Below are 22,804 nucleotides of genomic sequence, written 5' to 3' on the forward strand. Positions count from 1 at the left end.
AAGTTCTGCCGAACGTACCGCCGGGCACCGACAGACTTACTTGTTCTTGGCTGCCGCTTTCGCTGCCTTCTTGAATTCGCGCACCTCGAGCAGGGATTTCTCGTCCACGACGTCGGCGATGGATCGACGCGCATCCTCGTCGCCGTAGGCTCCGGCGGCCTTGCGCCACCCGTCGGGTGTGACGCCCATCTGCTTGCCGAGCAGCGCGAGGAAGATGCGCGCCTTCTGGTCACCGTATCCGGGGAGCGCTTTGAGACGCTTCAGCACCTCGGCACCGTCGGGGTTATCGCGGGTCCAGATCTCCTGCGGCTTCCCGTCGTAGTTCTCGACCAGAAATCCTGCGAGCCCCTGAATGCGCTTGGCCATCGAACCCGGGAACCGATGCACGGCCGGGGTCTGCGCACACAATGCCGCGAATTCGTCCGGATCGGCGTCGGCGACGGTGTCGACTTTCAGATCACCGAGACGGTCGACGAGCTTCTTCGGGCCGGCGAACGCCGATTCCATCGGTACCTGCTGATCGAGCAACATGCCGATCAGCAGCGCGAACGGATCCTCGGCGAGCAATGCATCGGCCTCTGGATCGCCGACGAGGTGCAGTGTGCGAGACATGACCTCGATCCTGCCATGCACCGTCCGCAATGATGAAAGGCTCGGTTCATGAATACCGACGAGATTTCGCAGACACAATTCGAATGGGCGGACGAGGATGACCGTTTCGACATGGGACTGTGTTTCACGCTCGTGCGCTCGACGGATCCCGAGGCTGTCCTCGCGGTGTTCGCGTCGGTCAGTCCCACGAAATCGCGGAAGCCGGCCGACATGGATGTCGACGAGTGGTCCGACTCCCTCCCCGACAGTGACATGGCAAGACGCTATGCAGGCGTAGCCGGCGACTGGGTCTGGGTACTCGAAGAGTTCACCATCTCAGGCTTACTGTCCCCTGTTCCGGAGAAATTGTCCGACACATTCGGCACCAGCATCACAGTGCAGTGGGATGTGAATGCGTTCTCTACCTTCGTATATGCAGTCGACGGCGTGATCGAGCGGCAGTTCGAGCTCGGCCGCGAAGCCGACCCCACCGACCGATCGACTCCCGAGGGGTATCTCGACGAGGAGGACGGAATCGACTGGGAGCAATGGATGTCCGGCGGTCTCTGCCTGCAGGCACGGCTTGCCGGAGTGGTAGCGCTGACAGTTGATCCGATCGATCCTGTCATTGTCGAAACGTGCAACGAGGGTTGAGGTGAACCGCGTGCCGGAGGTCAGTCGACCGATCCGGCTACCGCCAACGCGATTGCCTGCAACACCGGACGGTCGACAATTGTTGCGGCAGAGGTGATCTGGACATCCACCCGGGTGCCCGACGGTTTGATCAACGTGACGTCATCGATCGGGTCCCCGTCGAGAGTCATTCCGCTCGCACCCGGGTTGTCATCACGAAATTGCGAACCGTCCGGCAATGTCAACGCACCCCACGGCTCCTGGGCAGGTTCATAGTCCGCATCGACGACCCTGATCGACAGGGTGCCGTCGCCGGCCTTCACGGCTCCGCACGCTCCGGCCGAACCGGAGGGGGAGGTTCGCATCGAGCCCAGCGGTCTGTCGAGTTCCACCGGAATCTCGGCCGCTCGCCAGAAGTCGTCCAGCGAGGCATTGAGGCGACCGACGGCCGGAAGCGAGAACTGTCCCGCGCCCTCGGAATTGGTGTCGCACGGAATCGGGAGCGCAGGCGTTTCACCCGGAACCGTTGTAGACCACTGCAATTCCGGCAGCAGCGCTATAGCTCGCAACTCCTGGATCGACAGTGGCACGGAACCGGTGGACTCGTAGTCGGCGTTCCGGTCCGAGGACGACGCCACGACGACGGACCCATCGCGTGCGTACACGCGCACGATATTGGAGTGGGAGCGATCCCCGTCGAGTTCATCCCAGGTGTCCCTGGTGTCGACGACGGTTCCGTCGGAAAGAGTTTCGCGGGCATCGAGCCATCCCGCCTGACATGGCTTGGGCCCGTCGTCGATGCGGGTGACGTTGACCGTCAGCGAACCCTCGACGCCGTCGCGAGAGACAACCCCATCCGCGGAGGTGCCGGGATCGTATTCGGCGTCCGCGCTGGCTACGGGTTGAAAGACCAGCGGATCGCCCCCGAACCGATACGACGGACCGTCCACGACGTCGACTCGAGGGGGTAGGGCCTCGCTCACCGCGATCGACATCGCGTTCGCCTTTTTCGACGTCAACCACGGGTAGGCGGGGTTGTCGTAATCCTCCTGGCCCGTGGTCAGCACCCCGTAGAACTGATCTTCCTCGGGCGGCTCCACGTACTCGCACCCAGGTATGTCGACGGGGTATTCGACAGGCTCACTGAGATAGCCCAATCCCGACTGCCCCATCGGTTGGTGAGTGAGACCTGCGGCAACGACACCAACCGCTACGACAACGCCGGCGACCATCCCATCGGTCCGGACACCACCACGCCGCAGAGACAATCGCACGGCTGCAGCCTAATGCGGCCCAACTGGACCAGACGTCAGGTGATCGACACCAGCTGAGTGATGTCGTCGAAAGGCAACGGGCCGTCGACGACGGCACCGACGACAGCGCTGTTGAGGATGATCGATCCGCCGTGGTTGTCCAGGAATGCGGTGTCGGCAGCGTCCCGTCCGGTGGCGATACGGACCAGCGTCGATCGCGGCGCGAGGCAGGTCGCGTCCACCACTCGCCACTGGCCTTCGACGAATGCTTCGGCGACCGCGTGGAAGTCCATCGGATCGCAGCCCGGTGCGTACACCGCTACTAGGCGAGCCGGGACATTGACCGCACGAAGCAAGGCCACCACTAGGTGCGTGTAATCGCGGCACACGCCAGCACCCGCGAGCAAAGTGTCCACCGCGCCGTCGATGGGATCGCTGCTCCCCGGCACGTAGCTCAGCCGCGCACCGACCCAGGACGACACCTCGGCAAGCAACTTCTCCGACGGCGGGTAAGAACCGAATTCGGTTGCTGCGAAGCCGAAGAACTTGTCTGCTTCGGCGTAGCGGCTGGGCCGCAGGTACAGCGAAAGATCGTAATCGGACACCGGGGCCGGCTCGGTGTTGCCGTAGATGGTTGCCGAGTACGACGCCTCGAGCTTGCCGACTCCGGCGTACAGCTTGTGAATACGGGTGCCGTGGGCACCACTGATCTCCTGCGCTTCGACCGGCTGACCGTCGAGTGTGAACGAGAGCGCTTCCCACACTTCGGTTCCTGGATGCGGTGCGATCGCGATCTGGAATTCGAGGGTGCTGGCCTCGGTCACGTCGACATCGAGGTACGCGGAGACATCACGTTTCATCGTGCTGATCCTGCCATCTCCGAGCCGTTCGCGCAGATCATGACTCGTCGGTGAGACGTTCGCCGGTCACCAGGAATATGACCCGCTTGGCGACCTCGACCGTGTGATCGGAGTAGCGCTCGTAGAACCGGCCGAGCAGCGTGATGTCCACCGCGGCAGGCACGCCGTGCGGCCAATCGGGTGAGGAGGTCAGCATGAACAGGCTGCGGTGCAGTTCGTCCATTTCCTCGTCCTGAACGCGCAAACTCGCGGCGAGTTCGGCGTCTCGGGTTTCCAGCACGCGTTGTGTCGCCTCGGCCTGCGCGACGGCGACTCGGCCCATCTGCTCGAACACGCCCTCGACCTCGGGCGGCAGCACGTGCGCGGGATGGCGGCGACGAGCCAATTCGGCGATATGTACGGCAAGGCCGCCCATTCGCTGCAGATCGGCAACGATGTTGATTCCTGAGACGACGCGACGTAGATCGTGTGCCACGGGTGCCTGCAGAGCCAGGAAGCCGAATGCCCCGTGCTCCCATTCGACTGCGAGTGTGTCGATCTCCTCGCGGTATTCGATGGTCTGCTCGGCCAGAACGATGTCTGCCGTCAGCAACGATCGAGTCGCATCCGCCATCGCCTTCTCCGCGATTCGCGACATTTCGGACAGACTCGACGCCAACGAATCCAACATTTCGGCGTAACTGTCCCGCATATGTGTTCAACCCCTACCGTTCGACCCTATCGGGCCTGTAGGCCGTACCCCCGAACACATCTTTCTACACCCCCACGACTGCTGTGGGACTCTGAACGACATGACTGTGTCGAAGTCGATAGCACTGTTCGGCCTCGCCGCCTTGTTCGAGATCGGCGGTGCGTGGCTGGTGTGGCAGGGAATTCGCGAGCACCGGGGATGGCTGTGGGCTGGAGCCGGGGTGCTCGCCCTCGGCGCGTACGGATTTGTTGCAACCCTGCAACCCGACGCCAACTTCGGCCGGATCCTCGCCGCATACGGCGGAGTGTTCGTCGCGGGATCGCTGCTCTGGGCGATGGTGCTCGACGGCTTTCGGCCCGACCGCTGGGACATCACTGGCGCGACGATCGCATTGATCGGCGTTGCGGTGATCATGTACGGCCCGCGCTGATCGCGCGGGCCGTACATCAGCAGATCAGCAGTTCGACGGTGCGGGCACTCCGTAGAAACGGTCCTTGATCCAGTTCTGCGCCTCGCCGAGGCCCAAGATGTCCGGAATCAGATGTCCTGCACCGGATCCGGGAACGATTGCCGGAACCTGCGCCGAGCTCAGCTGCACGGTGGCACCCTTGCCGCACCAGTCGCCGGCAAGACCGACGGCCTGTCCGTGGGGCACGATGTCGTCGGACGTACCGGACTGGATCAACACCGGAGCGTTCGGTGTCCGCTCACCGATCTTGTTCTTGGCCAAGATCTCCTGAGCGACGGGCAGCCTGTCCAGCACCATCGACAGCGGCTCGCCGGTCTTCGTGTACTCGTTGGTGCGGTGCAACCCGACGTTCAGAATCGTCTCTCCGACACACTGATTCGCCACCAAATTCAGCATGGCCTTGCCTGCGTCGTTGATGTTCTCGTCGACGATCGGCCGCAGACCGGGGTCCGAATTGAGTAGACCGTTGAGGGTGTACCCGATCACGCCGGTGAGGATGGTGCCGTCGACCTGCTCGAGAGTCGCCTTCAGATCGGCCGGCGGTGCGCCCGCATAGGTACCGACGAGGTTCATCTCGGGTGCGTAGTCATCCGCGAGTTCCGCTGCGGCAGCGGCAGCTCCGCCACCCTGCGAGTAGCCGTACGCGGCCACCGGGCCGTCGCCGGAAATCTTGGTGCCCTGCAACTTCTGGGCTGCGCGAGCCGCGTCGAGCACAGCGTGCCCTTCCGAGGCGCGGTTGACGTACGTGTGCGCACCGGGCGTACCGAGACCTTCGTAGTCGGTGATGACGACGCCGTACCCCTGGGACAGCAGCGAATACGCGGCGAGTACCTCGTACTCGACCATGAAGCCGAGCGGCGGGGTGTAGGTGATGACGTTGTTCAGCATCTTCGACGGCGCGCACTGATCGCCCTGACCCTGAGTTCCCGGGGCGAGCACGACGAGCGGACGCGGACCCGGGCCGGTCCACTCCGCGGCAGGATCGATGTAGGTGCCGGTGACGGCATTGGGCGCGTCGTTCGAGTCGGTGCTGCGGTACATGATTCGAGTAGCGGCACCGGGCAGCGGGCCACCGATTCCGGGGACCGACAGAGCGAGATGCGAAGGCTCCGAACGGATCACGTCACCCGGCGCGCCGGCGGGCAGCGGGGTCGGTGGTATATAGAAATCCGACTCGACGGTCGAACCCGTAGACGGTGCTGCCGACACGGTCGGTGCCGTCACCCCCATGAACACTGCCGCTACTGCGACAGCCGAACCGAACACGCGCTTGTACCGCACCTTGGAAACCCCCAACGTCGATCACTTGTCTTCAAGTGAGCGCTACCCCGTGTAGCACTTATCGTGACGGACCTTACGTGATGCGTCACACAACGCATAGAGCTACTTTGGATTGCTCACCGTCAGCGGCGACGGTGATGCATCGCGGCCTTTGCCGTGTCCACTTCGTCGTCGGTGAAGGGACGCCCGGGAAGCGCGGTTCGAGGCACCGAGTCGCCGCGTAGGCCGTCGAGCAACACGGTGAAGTACCGACGCCAGTTCGCGGGATCGACATGGCTGGAGAACTCGACAGTCGAGCCGATCATGCCCAGCACCGGATAGAAGTCTGTCACCGCAACATCGGACCGCAGTTGACCGGATTCCAAGGCGCGAGCGACGATTTTCGCGAAGAACGGGTCGATCCGTCGGCGCACCTCTGCGATGCCGCGGCAGCCTTCGTCCGATCCGAGAACCACATCGCCGAGGCCTCGATCAGAGGCCATCTGCTCGCACACATCGGAGAGAAAGCCCACCAGCCCATCCCACGGATCGTCGGTATCGAGGGCACGTTCGGCGCTGGCGAGCATGCCCTCCAGGCGCTGCTCGAAGACGCCGTCGATCAATTCCTCTTTGCACGAGAAGCGCCGGTAGACGGTACCGACGCCCACCTTGGCGTGGGCTGCGACGTCGTCGAGGGTGATGTCTATACCGCGCGAAGCGAACAGCTCACGGGCCGCATCCACGATGCGACGTCGATTGCGTTCGGCATCGGCCCGTAGGGGCTTCGATGCCGCTGTGTCCGCTCTCACACTCATTCGATGTCCGTTTCACCCGATAAGCGGAGGACAGTCCTCCACTTAGCTGCTACCTTTGCTCTACAACCGGAGGGTACACCTCCGCATAGTCGAACCGAGGACACTATGACCACCCTTTCATCGGAGAACGTGGGCGACGCCACGTCGACCACTTCGTCGGTCGACGAGCGTGCGCATCGGAATCGTTGGCTGATTCTCGCGACGCTCGGACTGGCTCAGCTCATGGTCGTGCTCGACGCGACCATCGTGAACATTGCACTCCCCGCCGCCCAGCTCGACCTGGGCTTCGACAACGCCGACCGCTCCTGGGTCGTCACCGCCTACGCGCTCGCCTTCGGCAGCCTGTTGCTCCTCGGCGGCCGCCTGAGCGACCTCTTCGGTCGCCGCAACACGTTCCTCATCGGACTCGTCGGGTTCGCACTGATGTCCGCAGTGGGCGGCGCAGCCGTCAACTTCGGCATGCTCGTCGCAGCCCGCGCCGGTCAAGGCCTGTTCGGTGCCCTTCTCGCGCCTGCAGCTCTGTCGCTGCTGGCCACCACCTTCACCGACACGAAGGAACGCGCCAAGGCATTCGGCATCTTCGGTGCCATCGCCGGCGGCGGCGGCGCTCTCGGCCTGCTGCTCGGCGGCATGCTCACCGAGTGGGCCAACTGGCGCTGGAGCCTGTACGTCAACCTGATCTTCGCCGCGCTCGCATTCGTCGGCGGCTTCCTGTTCCTGGCCAAGCACAAGGTCGACGTCCGACCCAAGCTCGACATCCCCGGCACGATCGCCGTCTCGGCCGCGTTGTTCTCGATCGTCTACGGCTTCGCTCACGCGGAGTCCGACGGCTGGAGCAATCCCGTCACCCTGGGGTTCCTCGCCGCCGGTGTCGTACTGCTCGCGGTGTTCGTGACCATCCAGATGCGCGTCGAACACCCGTTGTTGCCGTTGCGGATCGTTCTGAATCGCACTCGTGCGGGATCGTTCCTCGCTGTATTCGTCACCGGCGCAGGCATGTTCGCGGTGTTCCTGTTCCTGACGTACTACCTGCAGAACACGCTGAAGTACACGCCCATCACCACCGGATTCGCGTTCATGCCGATGATCGCGTCGCTTATCCTCACCGCGACGCTGTCGACGGCGTTGATCCTGCCCCGCTTCGGACCCCGCATCCTGATGACGACCGGCCTCGTCGTGGCGTCGATCGGAATGGGCCTGCTGACGCAGATCGACATCGACAGCAGCTACGTTACCCACATCCTGCCCGGCCTGGTCATCATGGGCCTCGGGCTCGGAGCCACCATGGCACCGGCCATGCAGGGAGCCATCTCAGGCGTCGACCCGGACGACTCCGGCGTCGCGTCGGCCACGGTGAACACGATGCAACAGGTTGGCGGCTCGATCGGCACGGCGCTGCTGAGCACCGTCGCCGCCAACGCAGCAACCAGCTACGTCAGCACCAACATGGCAACAGCAACCGATGCGGCTCTGCTGCAGGCGAATGCCGAAATCGCCAGCTACACGACCACCTTCTGGTGGGCGTCGGGCATCTTCCTACTCGGCGCGGTGCTGTCTGCCGCGCTCCTGAAGAAGGGACCGCTGCCCACCGCCCCCGAAGGTGCGGTTGTCGTCGGGCACTGAGTGAGAGCGGCTTCGCCGCATGTGAGCGGAACTTCGTAGCCTGCTACGAAGTTCCGCTCACAAGCTTTCAGCCTTCGAGCAGTTTCTCCGTCGCGGCCAGCAATACGCAGGTCGCGACGCCGTCCATCGACTTCTCCAGCTCGTCGAGCGACGGGAAGCTCGGGGCGAGGCGAATGTTCTTGTCTTCCGGATCTTTTCCGTACGGGAAGGCCGAGCCGGCGGCCGTCAGAGCAATTCCGGCGTCCTTGGCCAGCGCGATCGATCGCGCGGCCGTGCCTTCGAGAACATCGAGGCTGATGAAGTAGCCGCCCTTGGGTTCGGTCCACGACGCGATCTTCGAGGCACCGAGCCGATCCTCGAGGATCTGCTGCACCAGAGCGAACTTCGGGGCCAGAATCTCGCGATGCTTGGCCATGTGGGCCCGCACGCCCTCGGCGTCGCCGAAGAAACGCAGATGCCGAAGCTGGTTCAGCTTGTCCGGGCCGATGCTCTTCTTGCCGAGGTGCTTCTGGTACCAGGCGAGGTTCTCCTCGGAGCTGCCGAAGAAGCTGACGCCGGCACCGGCGAACGTGATCTTCGACGTCGACGCGAACACGAACGCACGGTTGGGGAAACCGGCCTCGGCCGCCATGCCGATGACGTCGTAGGACGGCGCGAACTCTTCGGTCAGCGGGTGTACCGCGTAAGCGTTGTCCCAGAACAGGCGGAAGTCGGGTGCTGCGGCGGGCATGGTGGCCAGCGCGCGAACGACGTCCTCCGAGTAGACGGCACCGGTGGGGTTGGCGTAGTTCGGCACCACCCACATGCCCTTGATCTGGGGATCCGACGCGACCAGGTTGGCGATCTCGTGCACGTCCGGACCGTCGGGACCCATCGGAACCGGGATCATGTCGATGCCGAAGCTCTCGGTGATCGCGAAGTGACGGTCGTAGCCGGGAGCTGGGCAGAGGAAGCGAACGTTGGGCTCGGCCGACCACGGACGAGGGGAATCAGGCAACCCGTGCAGCAGCGCCCAGACCACCAGGTCCTGCATGATCTCGAGGCTTGCGTTGTTGCCGGCAAGCAAGTTCTTCTCCGGGATTCCGAGCAGTTCACCGAAGATGGCGCGCAGTTCCGGCAGACCCGCGAGGCCACCGTAGTTGCGGCAATCGGTGCCGTTGCCGTCTTTGTAGTCCGCGCCGGGGAGTGTCAACAGCTCGGCAGCGAGATCGAGCTGCTCGGGAGAAGGCTTACCGCGAGTGAGATCGAGCTTCAGGTTCTCGGACTTGAGCTGCGTGTACTTCGCGCTCTGCCGCTCGTGCTCGGAGGCGAGCTCCTCATGGTTCATCAGACCCAACTGGGTTTGCGCTGGCATGCGGAGCGGCCTCTCGGTGACGGGGTTCCCCGGACAGTGTCAGTGTCGCTGAAAATAAAGGGGACCCCGCGCACCCGGCAGAGCCCATTGACCCTTGCTGCCTTCCGGCCCTGGGGGAGTTCACAGGATGCGCGCCGCGCGGGATCCATCAGGAAGTGTAGCCGCCTCCCGTCGGGCAACGCATCACCACCCTTCGCGCCTCCCGATTTGGGAGATGGTGGGGGTAACCGGGTAAGCTCCCCCACGGAGGATTCGCCTAGTGGCCTATGGCGCTCGCCTGGAACGCGGGTTGGGTTAACGCCCTCAGGGGTTCAAATCCCCTATCCTCCGCCAAGGAAGCCCCCGTGACATGTCACGGGGGCTTCTTGCTGTTCGGGGTGAGGCAATCCGCCTGCCGCCACCTCGTTCACGTCCGGTCCCCTGGTTCGGATCAATGGGCGTTCGAGTCCGTCTGAGTGCAACAAAGCCACATTCATTCGGTGACGGGCGGCGACCCGATCCGAATGAATGCGGCATTGTTGCAATCTGAGCGACTGAAATCCACATTGATCCCAGAGTGGTGCCCAAAGTGGCGGGCACAGTGGGGGCGCAGCGGGCGAACGGGCGGCACCGAATCTAGCGAGCCGACCAACCACCGTCCATGGTGTACGACGCCCCGGTGACCATGCCTGCGTTCTCCGAGCTCAACCACCCCACCAGTGAGGCGACTTCGGCAGGTTCGACGAGTCGCTTGATCGCAGCCTCGGTCAACAGCACCTTTTCGAGTACTTCATCCTCGGGGATACCGTGCGCCTTGGCCTGGTCGACGATCTGCTTTTCGACCAACGGCGTACGGACGTAACCCGGGTTGACGCAGTTGCTCGTCACTCCGTGGGCTGCGCCTTCGAGGGCCGTCACTTTCGACAGGCCTTCCAGTGCATGCTTCGCGGTGACGTAGGCGACCTTGAATTCCGACGCCCGCAGTCCGTGCACCGACGACAGGTTGATGACCCGGCCGAACCGGCGGGCATACATCCCAGGCAACGCCGCACGAATCAACAGGAACGGAGCCTCGACCATCAGCGTCTGAATTCGACGGAATGCGCCGGGGTCGAAGTCGACTATCGGTGCGACGGTTTGAATGCCCGCGTTGTTGACGAGGATGTCGACGTCCAACTTCAGGTCGTCCAGCGCGGTGGTGTCGAGCAGATCCACCGACCACACCTCACCGCCGATCTCCGACGCCAATTCCTTTGCGGCAACGTCGTTCACGTCGGCGACGGTGACGTGTGCACCGCGGCCGGCGAGCTCACGCGCGCACGCGGCCCCGATGCCGGACGCTCCCCCGGTGATGAGAGCGGAGCGTCCGGTCAGGTCGGTCACTGCTTCACATTCTGATCGAGCAGGCCGGCCTTGGCCAGCTCGGCCTCGGTGGCCAGATTCTTGGCGTCGGCGATGTCGATGCTTTCGAGCGCCAATCCCTTTGTCTCCCTGGCTACGATGACGGCAACCACGGTGATGGCGCAGGCCACGGCCAGGTACACCGCGATCGGCACAGACGAGCCGTAGATGTCCAGCAGCTTGACCGCGATGATCGGGGCCAACGAGCCGGCGACGATCGAGGTGACCTGGTAGCCGAGGGACACTCCGGAGTACCGCATCCGCGTCGGGAACATCTCGGCCATGATGGCCGGCTGTGTGGCGTACATGAAGGCGTGGAACATCAGGCCGATGATGATGGCCAACAGGATGACGACGTTGTGTCCGCTGTTCATCATCGGGAACGCGAAGAAGCCCCAGGTGGCCGCGGTGAGCGCACCGGCAAAGTAGACCGGGCGACGACCGATGCGGTCGGCGAGCCTGCCCACCAACGGAATCGTGCAGAAGTGGATCGCGTGGGCGATCAGCATCCACCACAGGATCGTGCTGGTATCGGTGCCCACCTCGACCTTGAGGTACGTGATGGAGAAGGTGACGACGAGGTAGTACATGACGTTCTCACCGAAGCGCAGGCCCATCGCGGTGAATACGCCACGCGGGTAACGCTTCACGACCTCGAAGACGCCGTACGACGCGGCCTTGATGACCTCGGCCTGCTTGTGTGCCTCGAGGAAGATCGGGGCGTCGGAGACCTTGGTGCGGATGTAGTAGCCGACGAAAACGATGACAGCGGAGAGCCAGAACGCGACGCGCCAGCCCCAGCTGAGGAAGGCTTCGTCGGACAGGGTGGTCGTCAGGACGAGCAGTGCGACGGTGGCGAGCAGGTTACCGGCGGGCACGCCGGCCTGCGGCCAGCTGGCCCAGAAGCCGCGAGACTTGTTCGGGCTGTGTTCTGCCACAAGGAGAACCGCGCCTCCCCATTCGCCGCCGACGGCGAAGCCCTGAATGAAGCGGAGCGTCACCAGAAGGGCCGGTGCCCAGTAGCCGATCGCCTCGAACGTCGGGAGGCAGCCCATGAGGAACGTGGCTCCGCCGACGAGGACGAGGCTGAACTGCAGCAACTTCTTTCGGCCGTACTTGTCGCCGTAGTGGCCGAAGACGATGCCGCCCAACGGCCGGGCGACGAAGCCGACGGCGTAGGTGACGAAGGCCGCGAGGATGGCGTCGAGCTCACTCGTTCCGGCAGCGAAGAAGATCTTGCTGAACACCAACGTCGCGGCGGTGCCGTAGAGGAAAAATTCATACCACTCGACGATGGTGCCGGCCATCGATGCGCCGACGACCTTCTTCAGGCCTGCGGGCGTGGCATCGGGATCCGGTTCGGGTCGTTCGGTCAGCGGCTGATCGACGCTCATGTTCTCTCCTGTGTTGCTCGGCACTGCATGCTCGTGTCTGTGACAGACCACACATGCTGTGGGGTTGCTCTGAGTATTGGTGCAGATCTTTCTGGGCGCAAGAGCCATGAACGCAGGTCGGATCTGCAAAACTGCACACATGACCCGCGGTGGCGCGAAGATCCCCAGTGCAGACGACCTGCTGGTGCTGCTCGCCGTGAGTCGGACCGGTCGATACAGCTCCGCAGCCGACGACCTGGGCATCAACCACACGACCATTTCCCGACGCATCGCCGCACTCGAGGACACCCTCGGCGGCCGAGTCCTCACCCGCGCCGCCGGTGGCTGGGAGCTGACGCAACTGGGCCGCGGGGCCCTGTCGGCCGCCGAAGCCGTCGAGGATGCGCTGCGCACCTTGGTCTCCACGGACGCAGCCGCACTGGAAGGCGTCGTGCGCATCTCGGCCACCGACGGATTCAGCGCCTACGTTGCCGCCCCCGCCGCGGCCCGAGTGCAACGCACCCACCCCCGAGTGTCGGTGGAGATTGTGGCCGTCACCAGACGGGCGTCGCAGCAGCGATCCGGGCTGGACATCGAGATCGTCGTCGGCCAACCGCAGGTGCACCGCGCGGAGGCGATCCGGCTCGGGGACTATCTGCTCGGTCTCTACGCATCAGCGGAGTATCTGAAGGAACACGGAACGCCACAGGTGCCGGCCGACCTCTCCGCACACCCGTTCATCTACTTCATCGACTCGATGCTGCACGTCGACGATCTCGATCTGGCCCCCAACTTCACCCCCACGATGCGCGAATCGGTGACCTCGACCAACGTCTTCGTCCACGTCGAAGCAACGCGGGCGTCGGCCGGAATCGGACTGCTGCCGTGTTTCATGGCCGACCGTCACCCCGACCTCCACCGAATCCTGCCCGACGCCATCGCCGTGAAACTGACCTACTGGCTCGTCACCCGCACCGAAACCCTGCGTCGACCGGAAGTTTCGGCAGTGGTCGACGCGATCCGCGCGGTCGTGACCGAGCAGCGCTCGGCTCTGTTGGGAGAGAGCTGACGTAAGGCCGCGTCATATTTGTGTCATGACTGAATTCCCGGCCGTAAAGGAACCGTAAGGATCGTCTTCGGGCCAATTTCAACGGCGTAAACATATCGGTGACCGGAGAGTCGTAGACCCTCCGACCAGCGCTGATGATGTGTTGGACCGCACTATTTCGAAGAGGCTTGAACGTTCATGGCTGATTTGGGTTATCTCCTCGTCACGGCCGCGGGATTCGGTGCATGCGCACTGGTTCTGCGAGCGTTGGCGACCACTGCCAGTGCAAAGGCAAAGACGAAATGACGCTCGACGGAATTGTCAACGTCGTACTCGTGGTGATCGCCGCCGCGGTGGTCGTCTACCTGTTCGTCGCTCTGCTCGACCCGGAGAGGTTCTGAGAACATGACTGCAGCTCTGGCAGCATCGCTCCAGATCCTCGTGGTCGTCGTCGTGCTGGCGATCGCGTACGTACCCCTCGGTGACTACATGGCGAAAGTCTTTGCCACCGAGCATGATGTCGACACAACAGCGGAGAGCCTCGGTGCCGCAGGGAGTACAGCCACCCTGCAGCGCACCCGCGGTGGCACGACCGTATGGGCAGATCTTCGTATCGAAAAGCTGATCTACCGCCTGTGCCGCATCGACCCACGCTCGCAGCAGACCTGGGTTGGGTACGCGCTCTCGCTCCTCGGTTTCTCCGCTGCGAGTGTCCTCTTTCTCTATGTGCTGCAACGAGTTCAGGGTGTACTCCCACTGAACGGAGGACTGTCGGGAGTGAGCCCGTCGGTCGCGTTCAACACCGCGATCTCCTTCGTCTCGAACACCAACTGGCAGTCGTACACACCCGAGACGACGATGTCGAACTTGACGCAGCCGCTGGGCTTGGCGGTGCAGAACTTCGTTTCCGCAGCCGTCGGCATCGCGGTCGCAATCGCCGTCATCCGAGGCTTCGTCCGAGTGCGGGCCGGCGGTGAGATCGGTAACTTCTGGGTGGATCTCGTCCGCGGCGTCATCCGAATCCTTCTGCCGATGTCGTTCGTCATTGCACTGATCCTGTTGACGCAGGGCGTAATTCAGTCCTTCGACACCGGATTCCCCTCGACCGGGCTCGACGGGTCGTCCGTCTCGAATGCATTGGCTCCTGTCGCGTCACAGGAAGCGATCAAGGAACTGGGCACCAACGGTGGCGGAATCCTCGGCGCGAACTCTGCGCACCCGTTCGAGAACCCGACCCCGTTGTCGAACGTCGTCGAAATAATCTCGATCCTGCTCATCCCGGTAGCACTGACCCGCACGTTCGGCACGATGGTCGGCGACCGTCGTCAAGGTCTGACCCTGCTGGCGGTCATGGCGACGCTGTTCGCATCGCTCCTCACTGTCGCTGCCGTCGCGGAGTCCGGTGCACGAGGCGTCGCAGCCCAGGCCGCAGGTTCGATGATGGAGGGCAAGGAAGTTCGGTTCGGCATCCCCGGATCCACTCTCTTCGCCGTCGCGACGACGGGAACTTCGACCGGCGCAGTCAATTCCGCGCACGACAGCATGTCCCCCCTCGGCGGCGGAGCCGTCCTGCTCAACATGCTCTTCGGCGAAATCGCCCCTGGTGGTGTCGGAACCGGTCTGTACGGATTGCTCGTGCTGGCGATCATCGCGGTGTTCGTGGGTGGACTCCTCGTCGGCCGTACACCCGAGTACCTCGGCAAGAAGATCGGGCAGCGTCAGATCACCCTCGCCGCACTGTCGGTACTGGTGATGCCCGCCTTGGTCTTGATCGGCACGTCGATCACCGTGATCCTGTCCTCCACCACCGGCTTCCAAGGCAATTCTGGTGACCCGGGTACGCCAGGATCGATACACGGATTCACCGAGGTCCTCTACGCCTACGCCTCCGCCTCGAACAACAACGGCAGCGCGTTCGGCGGGTTGACCGTCACCAGCGACTGGTTCCAGACCTCCCTCGGCCTTGCGATGCTGCTCGGGCGCTTCCTGCCGATCATCTTCGTACTGGCACTGGCCGGTTCGCTCGCCACATCCAAGCGCACCGCGCCGAACCCCGGCACTCTTCCCACGACCGGACCGCTCTTCACCGGACTGGTACTCGGAACCGCCGTTCTCGTTGCGGCACTGACATTCTTCCCGGCCCTGGCTTTGGGCCCGATCGCAGAGGCACTGCAATGACCGTCACCTCATCCAGGCTCGTCGACGACGAAACCGACGTCGACGACTCCCCCACCCCGGTCCGATCCGGGTACTTCAGTCCTCGGCAGATGTGGACGTCACTGCCGTCCGCGTTTGCCAAACTCGACCCACGGCATCTGGCCCGCAACCCGGTCATGTTCGTGGTGCTGATCGGCTCCGTCGTCACCACCGTGCTCGCAATCCTCGATCCTTCTGTGTTCTCCTGGCTCGTGGCGGCGTGGCTGTGGTTCACGTTGTTGTTCGCCAACCTTGCCGAGTCGGTGGCCGAGGGCCGAGGCAAGGCCCAGGCCGCAAGCCTGCGTGCGGTCAAGCGAGATACGGTCGCGCGCCGTCGGACGTCGAACGGGACCATCGAAGAGGTTCCCGGCACCGAATTGAAGGTCGGTGACGAGGTCGTCGTCTCCGCCGGCGAGATCATTCCGGGAGACGGCGATGTCATCGAAGGCATTGCGAGCGTCGACGAGTCGGCCATCACCGGCGAATCTGCGCCGGTCGTCCGTGAATCCGGCGGTGACCGTTCCGCGGTGACCGGTGGCACCGGAGTGCTCTCCGACGAGATCGTCGTACGCATCACCGCCGCCCAGGGCCAGACTTTCGTCGACCGAATGATCGCGCTCGTCGAGGGTGCATCGCGCCAGAAGACCCCCAACGAGATCGCGCTGAACATCCTGTTGGCGTCGCTGACGATCATCTTCATGCTCGCCGTCGTCGCGATCGGACCGATGGGCGCTTACGGTGGCGAGGAGCAGGACCCGATCAAACTGATCGCGCTGCTGGTATGTCTGATTCCGACGACCATCGGAGCGTTGTTGTCCGCCATCGGAATTGCCGGCATGGACCGACTGGTTCAGCGCAACGTCCTGGCGATGTCAGGCCGCGCTGTCGAGGCAGCAGGCGACATCGACACGCTCCTGATGGACAAGACCGGCACGATCACCTTCGGCAACCGTCGCGCCACCGGGCTGCATCCCGCACCCGGCACGACGGCAGGCGAACTCGCCGCAGCAGCACGGTTGTCCTCCCTCGCCGACGGCACGCCCGAAGGCCGCAGTATCGTCGATCTGTGCGGAGTCGAATACTCGTTGCCTCTGCACGCCACGGACACCGAGAAGACCGGTGAGTTCGTCGCCTTCACCGCTCAAACCCGAATGAGCGGAATCGATCTCGACGGCACTCAGGTTCGTAAGGGTGCCTCGGATTCGGTGCTGGCATGGGTCCGCAGCAACGGCGGTCCCTCGATCGCCCCGGAGATCGACGACATCTCGAACAGCATTGCCGAGATGGGCGGCACGCCACTGGTGGTCGCCACTGCACCCCAGGGCGGCCCCGCGCGCGCACTCGGTGTCATCGAACTCTCCGATGTGGTCAAACCCCACATCGCGGAGCGATTCGCTCAGTTGCGGGCCATGGGCATCAGGACCGTCATGGTCACCGGCGACAATCCACGGACCGCGAAAGCCATTGCAGCCGAGGCAGGTGTCGACGACTTCCTCGCCGAGGCCACACCCGAGGACAAGCTTGCGTTGATCCGCAAGGAGCAGGAAGGCGGCCGCCTGGTCGCAATGACGGGCGACGGCACCAACGACGCTCCCGCTCTGGCGCAGGCCGACGTGGGCGTCGCAATGAACACCGGCACGTCGGCAGCGAAAGAGGCCGGCAACATGGTGGATCTCGATTCCGATCCGACCAAGTTGATCGAGGTCGTCGAGATCGGCAAGCAGTTGTTGATCACCCGTGGCGCGTTGACGACGTTCTCTCTAGCGAACGACCTCGCGAAGTACTTCGCAATTCTGCCGGCGATGTTCAGCGTCGTCTATCCCCAACTCGGCGCCCTCAACATCATGCGTCTCGCCACTCCCGAATCGGCGATCCTGTCCGCGGTCATCTTCAACGCTCTGGTGATCATCGGGCTGATTCCGCTGGCGCTCAAAGGTGTTCGTTACGTCCCGTCGAGCGCGTCGACACTGCTGCGCCGCAATCTGCTGCTCTACGGAGTGGGCGGCGTCATCACCCCGTTCATCGGGATCTGGCTCATCGACCTCGTCGTTCGTTTCATCCCAGGGATAGGCTGACATGCGTTTCGTACAAAGATTTCTCGGTCAGATCGTGGCTGGACTGTCCGTATTGCTGGCTCTGACGGTCATCGTCGGTATCGGGTATCCAGCGGCGGTATGGGCGGTGAGCCGCATCGGATCCAGCTCTGCCGAAGGGTCGCCGCTGCGTGACGCGAACGGGTGCGTCGTCGGGAGCAGTCTGATCGGCGTCGACCCGCAGGTCGAAGAGGGAACGCCGGATCCGTTCTTCCACAACCGAGTTACCGGGTCCATCTCCGACGAGGATGCCTTTGCCCCGAGCGACCCGGCCGCGTCGTTGCCGACCAACCAGGGCCCCAGTAGCGAAGCTCTGGCGGCGTTCATCGAGGAACGTCGCGCAGTCATCGCCGAGCGTGAAGGCGTCGACCCGGCCGCTGTGCCGGTGGATGCGGTCACCGGATCCGGCTCGGGTATCGACCCCGATATCAGCCCCGCCTACGCGGCGATTCAGATCCAACGCGTCGCGCAGGTCAACAACACGAGCGTCGATGCAGTGACCGCTCTGGTCGCCGAACACACTGACGGCAGGCAACTCGGTTTCCTCGGTAGCGAGACCGTGAACGTGCCGGAACTCAATGTCGCTCTCGGTCTGACGTCTCCGGGATGCGGTACGAGCTGAGCCTCGACGGTCCAGGGCAGCAGGTAGACGACATGGGAAAAAAGACCGGCAAGCGGGGGTCCGGCGGACTCGATCGCGGTGAACTGCGCATCTATCTCGGGGCCGCGCCGGGTGTCGGTAAGACGTTCGCGATGCTCGGTGAAGCGCACCGTCGGCAAGAACGTGGATGCGATGTGGTCGCGGGCGTGGTGGAAACCCACGGCCGCGCCCGCACCGCCGCATTGCTGGACGGCATCGAACTGGTTCCTCCGCGGATAGTTCACTACCGCGGATCGATCGCGCATGAACTCGATGTCGCGGCGATCATCGAGCGTGAGCCTTCGCTGGTTCTCGTGGACGAACTCGCCCACACCAACACCCCGGGTAGCGCCCATGAGAAGCGCTGGCAGGACGTCGAGGAATTGCTGGCAGCGGGAATCGATGTGGTCTCGACCCTGAATGTGCAGCATCTGGAAAGTCTCAACGATGTCGTCGAGCAGATCACCGGGGTGCCGCAACGAGAAACCGTTCCGGATTCGGTGGTGCGGGCGGCGGAACAGATCGAATTGGTCGATGTGGCTCCAGAAGCGCTGCGCCGCAGACTCTCCCACGGCAATATCTATGCAGCCGAGAAGGTCGACGCAGCGCTGAGCAACTATTTCCGTCAAGGCAATCTGACTGCCCTGCGCGAACTGTCGTTGTTGTGGATCGCCGATCAGGTCGACGCTGCGTTGGCGAAATACCGCAGTACACATGACATCACCGACACGTGGGAGGCACGTGAGCGTGTTGTCGTCTCGGTGACCGGTGGTCCGGAGTCCGAGACCCTGTTGCGTCGCGCAAGCCGGATCGCCTCGCGGTCCAGCGCAGAACTGATGGTGCTGCACGTGATCCGCGGTGACGGCCTCACCGGCGTCTCGGCACCGCAGATGGGGAAAGTCCGGGTACTCGCTGCGAGTCTCGGCGCAAGTATGCACAGCGTCGTCGGTGACGACGTGCCGAGCACGCTGCTCGACTTCGCACGGGGGGCCAACGCAACCCAGCTCGTCATCGGGACCTCACGGCGGTCTCGCTGGGCCCGAATACTCGACGAAGGTATCGGCGCTGCGGTCATTCAGAACTCGGGCAAGATCGATGTGCACATGGTCACCCACAACCAGGTCAGCCGAGGTTTTCGGTTGAGCCGGCTGATTCCGCCCAACCCGAAGCACCGACGAATTCTGTCCTGGGCAGCTTCTGTGGTCGTGCCCGTCGTCTCTGCGATGGCGATGCTGTTGGTGGATCCGTATCTCGCTCTCGGCGGCGAGAGCGCCCTGTTCTTCGTGGTGGTACTTGCCGTTGCGCTCCTGGGCGGTGTTGTGCCCGCGGCCCTGTCGGCGTTGATCGCAGGATTGTTGCTGAACTACTTCTTCACCGACCCGCGGTACAGCTTCACCATCGCCGAACCCGACAATTTCGTCACCGCGGTGGTGCTGCTCATCGTGGCGGTCGCAGTGGCATTTCTCGTCGACGCGGCCGCCCGACGCACCCGCGAAGCTCGGCGGGCGTCGCAGGAAGCCGAGCTCCTGACGTTGTTCGCCGGAACGGTGCTGCGGGGCGGCGACATTCGAACGCTGTTGGAGCGAGTCCGGGAGACGTACTCCCAGCGCGCGGTCTCGATCATCAGAGGTGCCGGTGTAATCGTCGAATCTGTCGGTGATTCTCCACCCGCCGTGCCCGATGACGCCGACACCGCGATCGACACCCCCGACGGTTCCTTCACGTTGCTGCTGTCCGGGACCAAGACCGGCGCGCACGATCGACGTGTGCTCAGCGCCGTAGCCAACCAGGCCATGGGTCTGATCAGGCAGACCGAACTCGCCCAGGAGGCCAGCGCCGCAGCAGGACTGAAGGAAGCCGACCGTCTTCGGCGTTCTTTGCTCTCTGCCGTCAGCCACGACCTACGAACACCGCTCGCGGCGGTCAAGGCTGCGGTGTCGAGTCTGCGCGCGACGGATGTCGAATTCTCTGCCGAGGACACCGCAGAGCTGTTGGCGACCATCGAGGAATCGGCCGACCAGCTGACGGGTCTGGTGGGCAACCTACTCGATTCATCGCGGTTGGCCGCAGGAGTCATCCAGCCGAGCCGGTCCATCGTGTACGTCGAGGACACTGTGGATGCAGCGCTCGTCGGAACGCACACAGGTCGCGAACTCGTCATCGTCGATGTCGACGACGTCGCTGTCTCCGCCGACGCAGGTCTGCTCGAGCGCGTGCTGGCGAATCTGATCGACAATGCGCTACGACACGCCCCCGGATCGCCCGTACGGGTCGGGGCCGCCTACATCGGGGACCGAGCGGTGATCACCGTTGCCGACAGCGGCCCGGGGATCGCGCCCGGAAGCGAAGAGGCTGTGTTCGAGTCCTTCCAACGATCGGGCGACCGCGACAACACCACGGGCGTAGGACTCGGACTCTCCGTTGTGCGTGGGTTCGTCGAAGCCATGGGAGGCTCGGTGACGGTGTCCGACACTGCAGGTGGCGGGGTGACCATGACCGTCGAATTGGCCCGAGCGGAATCGACCGCCGGAGTCGACTTCTCCGAGCAGACCCATGGGTGAATCCCGTTCCGCGATCAAGGTTCTGGTTGTCGACGACGAACCGCAGATCGTGCGCGCACTGCGTATCAACCTCACCGCCCGCGGGTACAACGTCGTCACCGCGTCCACGGGAACGGGCGCGCTACGCGCCATTGCGTCCGAGCACCCCGATGTCGTGATTCTCGACCTCGGACTGCCCGATATCGGCGGCTTGGACGTGCTCGCCGGGTTGCGAGGATGGAGCGAGATACCGGTGATCGTGCTGTCCGCCCGCACCGACAGCGGCGACAAGATCGAAGCCCTCGACGCCGGTGCCGACGACTACATCACCAAACCGTTCGGGATGGACGAATTTCTGGCCCGGCTACGGGTCGCCGTCCGCAGACGAGCCACCAGGACGTCCTCTGCGGACCCGCTCGTGACCACCTCGTCCTTCACGATCGATCTGGCCTCCAAGACTGTGACCAGAGATGGCGAGATCGTGCATCTCACGCGCACCGAATGGGGAGTCCTCGAGATGCTGGCCCGCAATGCAGGCAAGCTGGTGGGGCAGAAGGAACTACTCAGAACGGTGTGGGGTCCCGGGCACGATCACGGTTCCAACTATCTGAGGATCTACATGTCCCAGCTTCGACGCAAGCTCGAAGTCGACCCGGGAAAGCCCCGGCATCTCATCACCGAGACGGGTATGGGGTACCGACTCGTGGAGTGAAGCGGACCGGAGCAAGCATCTCGGGGAGCAGATCCAGATGCTGAGCTCGACCGTCGGACAGTGTGAGGACGGTCGGGCAGTCGCCGGGACCGTCGGCGATCGCGAGTACGTCCCCGACCCGAACATCGGCCGGGAGCGACACTGCCGAGTCGATCACGCACCGGCGCAGAGGGTCACTGCCGTCGGCGAGTACGAACAATTCCTCGCCGAGGCTGTGGCGGTTGGCGATGACCGCCCCTGCGGGACCGGCCGGGGCGCAACCGGTTCCACCGTCCACCACCACGACGGCTCGTTGCGGATCCGTCCGGTCGATCGACCGGACGCGGCACACCGTCACCATGGACGCGTCGGTGATCGACTCCCCGGTCTCGACGGCGAGCTGCGGACGCGGAAAGCGATGCCGGATGCAGCCTTCGTCGATGGCGTCTTCGACGACGTCGGACAGGAGCGCAGTATCGAGTCCCGTCGGAGAATCGATCCGTAGATGCAACCGACCGCCGAGCACGCCGTGATCTCGGTAGGCCTGAGCCATCACTCCCAGGGACTCGATGATCCGCGCGAACACCCCGTCGAGAGTGGACGCGCTGCATTCGACACCGTCGAATACCGTTGCAGGGCAGTCGACAACCTGAGCGATGACGTTCGCCGCGTAGTCACGATTGCCATCGGTGCTGACCAGAGTCGACTGTGCGAGGGCCACGGTACGGTCCGCATCCGAAATCCGGTGAAGACCTGCGGCGACGACGATTCGGCCCACTCGCTCACCCACCGGAAGTGACAGAAAGTGATCTGCAGCCTGCGCGCTCTGCGCTCGGCCGACGATGTGGGAGGGATCGACACCGAGCTGCCGGGCGGACGACAACGCTGCCATCGAGTCGACGACCAGCGTCAAGTGCTGCTCCCCTATCCAGCGCGCGACGACCGGCGCCAGCACACTGCCTGGCCTGTAGAGCATTTCGGCTGTGGACGACCCGAGCGCGATGCGATTGCACCTACCGCGCAGGCTGGTTTCGTCGATCACGCACACCGGCGTCGAGTAACGATCGGCGATGTCGTCGAGGAACATTCCTGCCACGGTCACTCGACCGTGCCGATAGTGCGTCGTGCTCGGCCACACGGCATGGTCCAACCGCGACGACAGCGCCCCTCTGAGCGACGGCAGATAATCCAACAATGTCATCGAACACGTCTCCTCGTCAATACCCGATCGGGTGCGGCCCTCCAGTCGATCATCGTCCCGATTGGAGGTGAACAACCCTGCCTTGACGGGAAA

The 22,804-nt window shown here is 63.9% G+C and carries 20 protein-coding genes, 1 tRNA gene and 1 other RNA gene; 11 read left to right on the forward strand and 11 right to left on the reverse strand.

Features of this window, described 5'->3' with window-relative positions; all coding sequences use genetic code 11:
* Positions 1–36: 36 nt before the first annotated feature.
* Positions 37–612 (reverse strand): HhH-GPD-type base excision DNA repair protein, encoded by a 576-nt coding sequence (locus ASG84_RS11660; protein ID WP_057477190.1) that lies wholly within the window; start codon positions 610–612, stop codon positions 37–39.
* Positions 613–660: 48 nt separating this feature from the next.
* Here ASG84_RS11660 and ASG84_RS11665 point away from each other — a divergent pair, with 48 nt between their 5' ends.
* Positions 661–1,245, forward strand: coding sequence for a DUF6461 domain-containing protein (locus ASG84_RS11665; protein WP_057477191.1), 585 nt, complete (start codon positions 661–663; stop codon positions 1,243–1,245).
* A 20-nt stretch (positions 1,246–1,265) separates the two neighbouring features.
* Here the strand turns inward: ASG84_RS11665 and ASG84_RS11670 are convergent, their stop codons facing one another.
* Genes ASG84_RS11670 through phoU form a run of 3 tightly spaced genes read right to left on the reverse strand, consistent with a single transcriptional unit; the run spans position 1,266 to position 4,028 of the window.
* Positions 1,266–2,498, reverse strand: a complete 1,233-nt coding sequence (locus ASG84_RS11670) for a hypothetical protein (RefSeq protein ID WP_156399476.1) — start codon at positions 2,496–2,498, stop codon at positions 1,266–1,268.
* A 35-nt stretch (positions 2,499–2,533) separates the two neighbouring features.
* Positions 2,534–3,337 (reverse strand): transglutaminase-like domain-containing protein, encoded by an 804-nt coding sequence (locus tag ASG84_RS11675; RefSeq protein ID WP_057477193.1) that lies wholly within the window; start codon positions 3,335–3,337, stop codon positions 2,534–2,536.
* Between the two features lie 37 nt (positions 3,338–3,374).
* Positions 3,375–4,028 (reverse strand): phosphate signaling complex protein PhoU, encoded by a 654-nt coding sequence (phoU, locus tag ASG84_RS11680; protein ID WP_057477194.1) that lies wholly within the window; start codon positions 4,026–4,028, stop codon positions 3,375–3,377.
* A gap of 100 nt (positions 4,029–4,128) precedes the next feature.
* On the opposite strand from phoU, the gene ASG84_RS11685 reads away from it, so the two are divergent.
* Positions 4,129–4,458: a YnfA family protein gene (locus ASG84_RS11685; RefSeq protein ID WP_057477195.1), complete on the forward strand. Its 330-nt coding sequence runs from the start codon at positions 4,129–4,131 to the stop codon at positions 4,456–4,458.
* Between the two features lie 24 nt (positions 4,459–4,482).
* On the opposite strand, the gene ASG84_RS11690 is transcribed toward ASG84_RS11685, so the two are convergent.
* Together ASG84_RS11690 and ASG84_RS11695 are read right to left on the reverse strand one after the other, a co-directional pair.
* Positions 4,483–5,727 (reverse strand): lipase family protein, encoded by a 1,245-nt coding sequence (locus ASG84_RS11690; protein WP_057477269.1) that lies wholly within the window; start codon positions 5,725–5,727, stop codon positions 4,483–4,485.
* 173 nt (positions 5,728–5,900) lie between these two features.
* Entirely contained in the window at positions 5,901–6,572 is a 672-nt protein-coding gene (locus ASG84_RS11695; protein ID WP_057477196.1) for a TetR/AcrR family transcriptional regulator, read from the reverse strand.
* Between the two features lie 105 nt (positions 6,573–6,677).
* Between ASG84_RS11695 and ASG84_RS11700 the strand changes: the two genes are divergently transcribed.
* Positions 6,678–8,195: a DHA2 family efflux MFS transporter permease subunit gene (locus ASG84_RS11700; protein WP_057477197.1), complete on the forward strand. Its 1,518-nt coding sequence runs from the start codon at positions 6,678–6,680 to the stop codon at positions 8,193–8,195.
* Between the two features lie 67 nt (positions 8,196–8,262).
* Here ASG84_RS11700 and ASG84_RS11705 read toward each other — a convergent pair whose 3' ends face one another.
* A complete protein-coding gene (locus ASG84_RS11705) occupies positions 8,263–9,549 on the reverse strand; it encodes an aminotransferase class I/II-fold pyridoxal phosphate-dependent enzyme (protein WP_057477198.1) in 1,287 nt (428 codons plus the stop codon).
* 55 nt (positions 9,550–9,604) lie between these two features.
* Positions 9,605–9,699, reverse strand: an RNA gene (gene ffs / locus ASG84_RS26895) — signal recognition particle sRNA small type.
* A gap of 95 nt (positions 9,700–9,794) precedes the next feature.
* Between ffs and ASG84_RS11710 the strand changes: the two genes are divergently transcribed.
* Positions 9,795–9,882 (forward strand) — tRNA-Ser (locus ASG84_RS11710).
* A 282-nt stretch (positions 9,883–10,164) separates the two neighbouring features.
* Here the strand turns inward: ASG84_RS11710 and ASG84_RS11715 are convergent.
* Positions 10,165–10,911, reverse strand: a complete 747-nt coding sequence (locus ASG84_RS11715; RefSeq protein WP_057477199.1) for a 3-hydroxybutyrate dehydrogenase — start codon at positions 10,909–10,911, stop codon at positions 10,165–10,167.
* Entirely contained in the window at positions 10,908–12,323 is a 1,416-nt protein-coding gene (locus ASG84_RS11720; RefSeq protein ID WP_057477200.1) for an MFS transporter, read from the reverse strand. The genes ASG84_RS11715 and ASG84_RS11720 overlap by 4 nt, the downstream gene beginning before the upstream one ends.
* A 139-nt stretch (positions 12,324–12,462) precedes the next feature.
* Between ASG84_RS11720 and ASG84_RS11725 the strand changes: the two genes are divergently transcribed.
* From ASG84_RS11725 to ASG84_RS11750, 7 genes are all read left to right on the forward strand, one after another.
* Positions 12,463–13,371, forward strand: coding sequence for a LysR family transcriptional regulator (locus ASG84_RS11725; RefSeq protein WP_156399477.1), 909 nt, complete (start codon positions 12,463–12,465; stop codon positions 13,369–13,371).
* 281 nt (positions 13,372–13,652) lie between these two features.
* Entirely contained in the window at positions 13,653–13,751 is a 99-nt protein-coding gene (gene kdpF, locus ASG84_RS26900) for a K(+)-transporting ATPase subunit F (protein ID WP_082520937.1), read from the forward strand.
* 4 nt (positions 13,752–13,755) lie between these two features.
* Positions 13,756–15,528 carry a potassium-transporting ATPase subunit KdpA gene (gene kdpA, locus ASG84_RS11730; protein ID WP_057477202.1) on the forward strand — a complete coding sequence of 591 codons (1,773 nt, stop codon included), beginning with the start codon at positions 13,756–13,758 and terminating at the stop codon, positions 15,526–15,528.
* The gene (gene kdpB / locus ASG84_RS11735) at positions 15,525–17,621 is read left to right on the forward strand and encodes a potassium-transporting ATPase subunit KdpB (RefSeq protein ID WP_057477203.1); all 2,097 of its coding nucleotides are present in this window, start codon (positions 15,525–15,527) and stop codon (positions 17,619–17,621) included. Before kdpA ends, kdpB begins: the two co-directional genes overlap by 4 nt.
* Position 17,622: 1 nt before the next feature.
* Entirely contained in the window at positions 17,623–18,261 is a 639-nt protein-coding gene (locus tag ASG84_RS11740) for a potassium-transporting ATPase subunit C (RefSeq protein ID WP_057477204.1), read from the forward strand.
* A 32-nt stretch (positions 18,262–18,293) separates the two neighbouring features.
* On the forward strand, positions 18,294–20,840 hold the full coding sequence (locus ASG84_RS11745) for a sensor histidine kinase (RefSeq protein ID WP_057477270.1): 2,547 nt from the start codon (positions 18,294–18,296) through the stop codon (positions 20,838–20,840).
* Complete coding sequence (locus ASG84_RS11750) at positions 20,833–21,531, forward strand: response regulator (RefSeq protein ID WP_057477205.1); 699 nt, start codon at positions 20,833–20,835, stop codon at positions 21,529–21,531. Before ASG84_RS11745 ends, ASG84_RS11750 begins: the two co-directional genes overlap by 8 nt.
* Here the strand turns inward: ASG84_RS11750 and ASG84_RS11755 are convergent.
* Positions 21,494–22,711, reverse strand: a complete 1,218-nt coding sequence (locus ASG84_RS11755) for a diaminopimelate decarboxylase (protein WP_156399478.1) — start codon at positions 22,709–22,711, stop codon at positions 21,494–21,496. The genes ASG84_RS11750 and ASG84_RS11755 overlap by 38 nt on opposite strands.
* Positions 22,712–22,804 lie beyond the last annotated feature (93 nt).

Origin of the sequence: Rhodococcus sp. Leaf278 (assembly GCF_001426085.1) — a bacterium.
Lineage (GTDB): Bacteria > Actinomycetota > Actinomycetes > Mycobacteriales > Mycobacteriaceae > Rhodococcoides.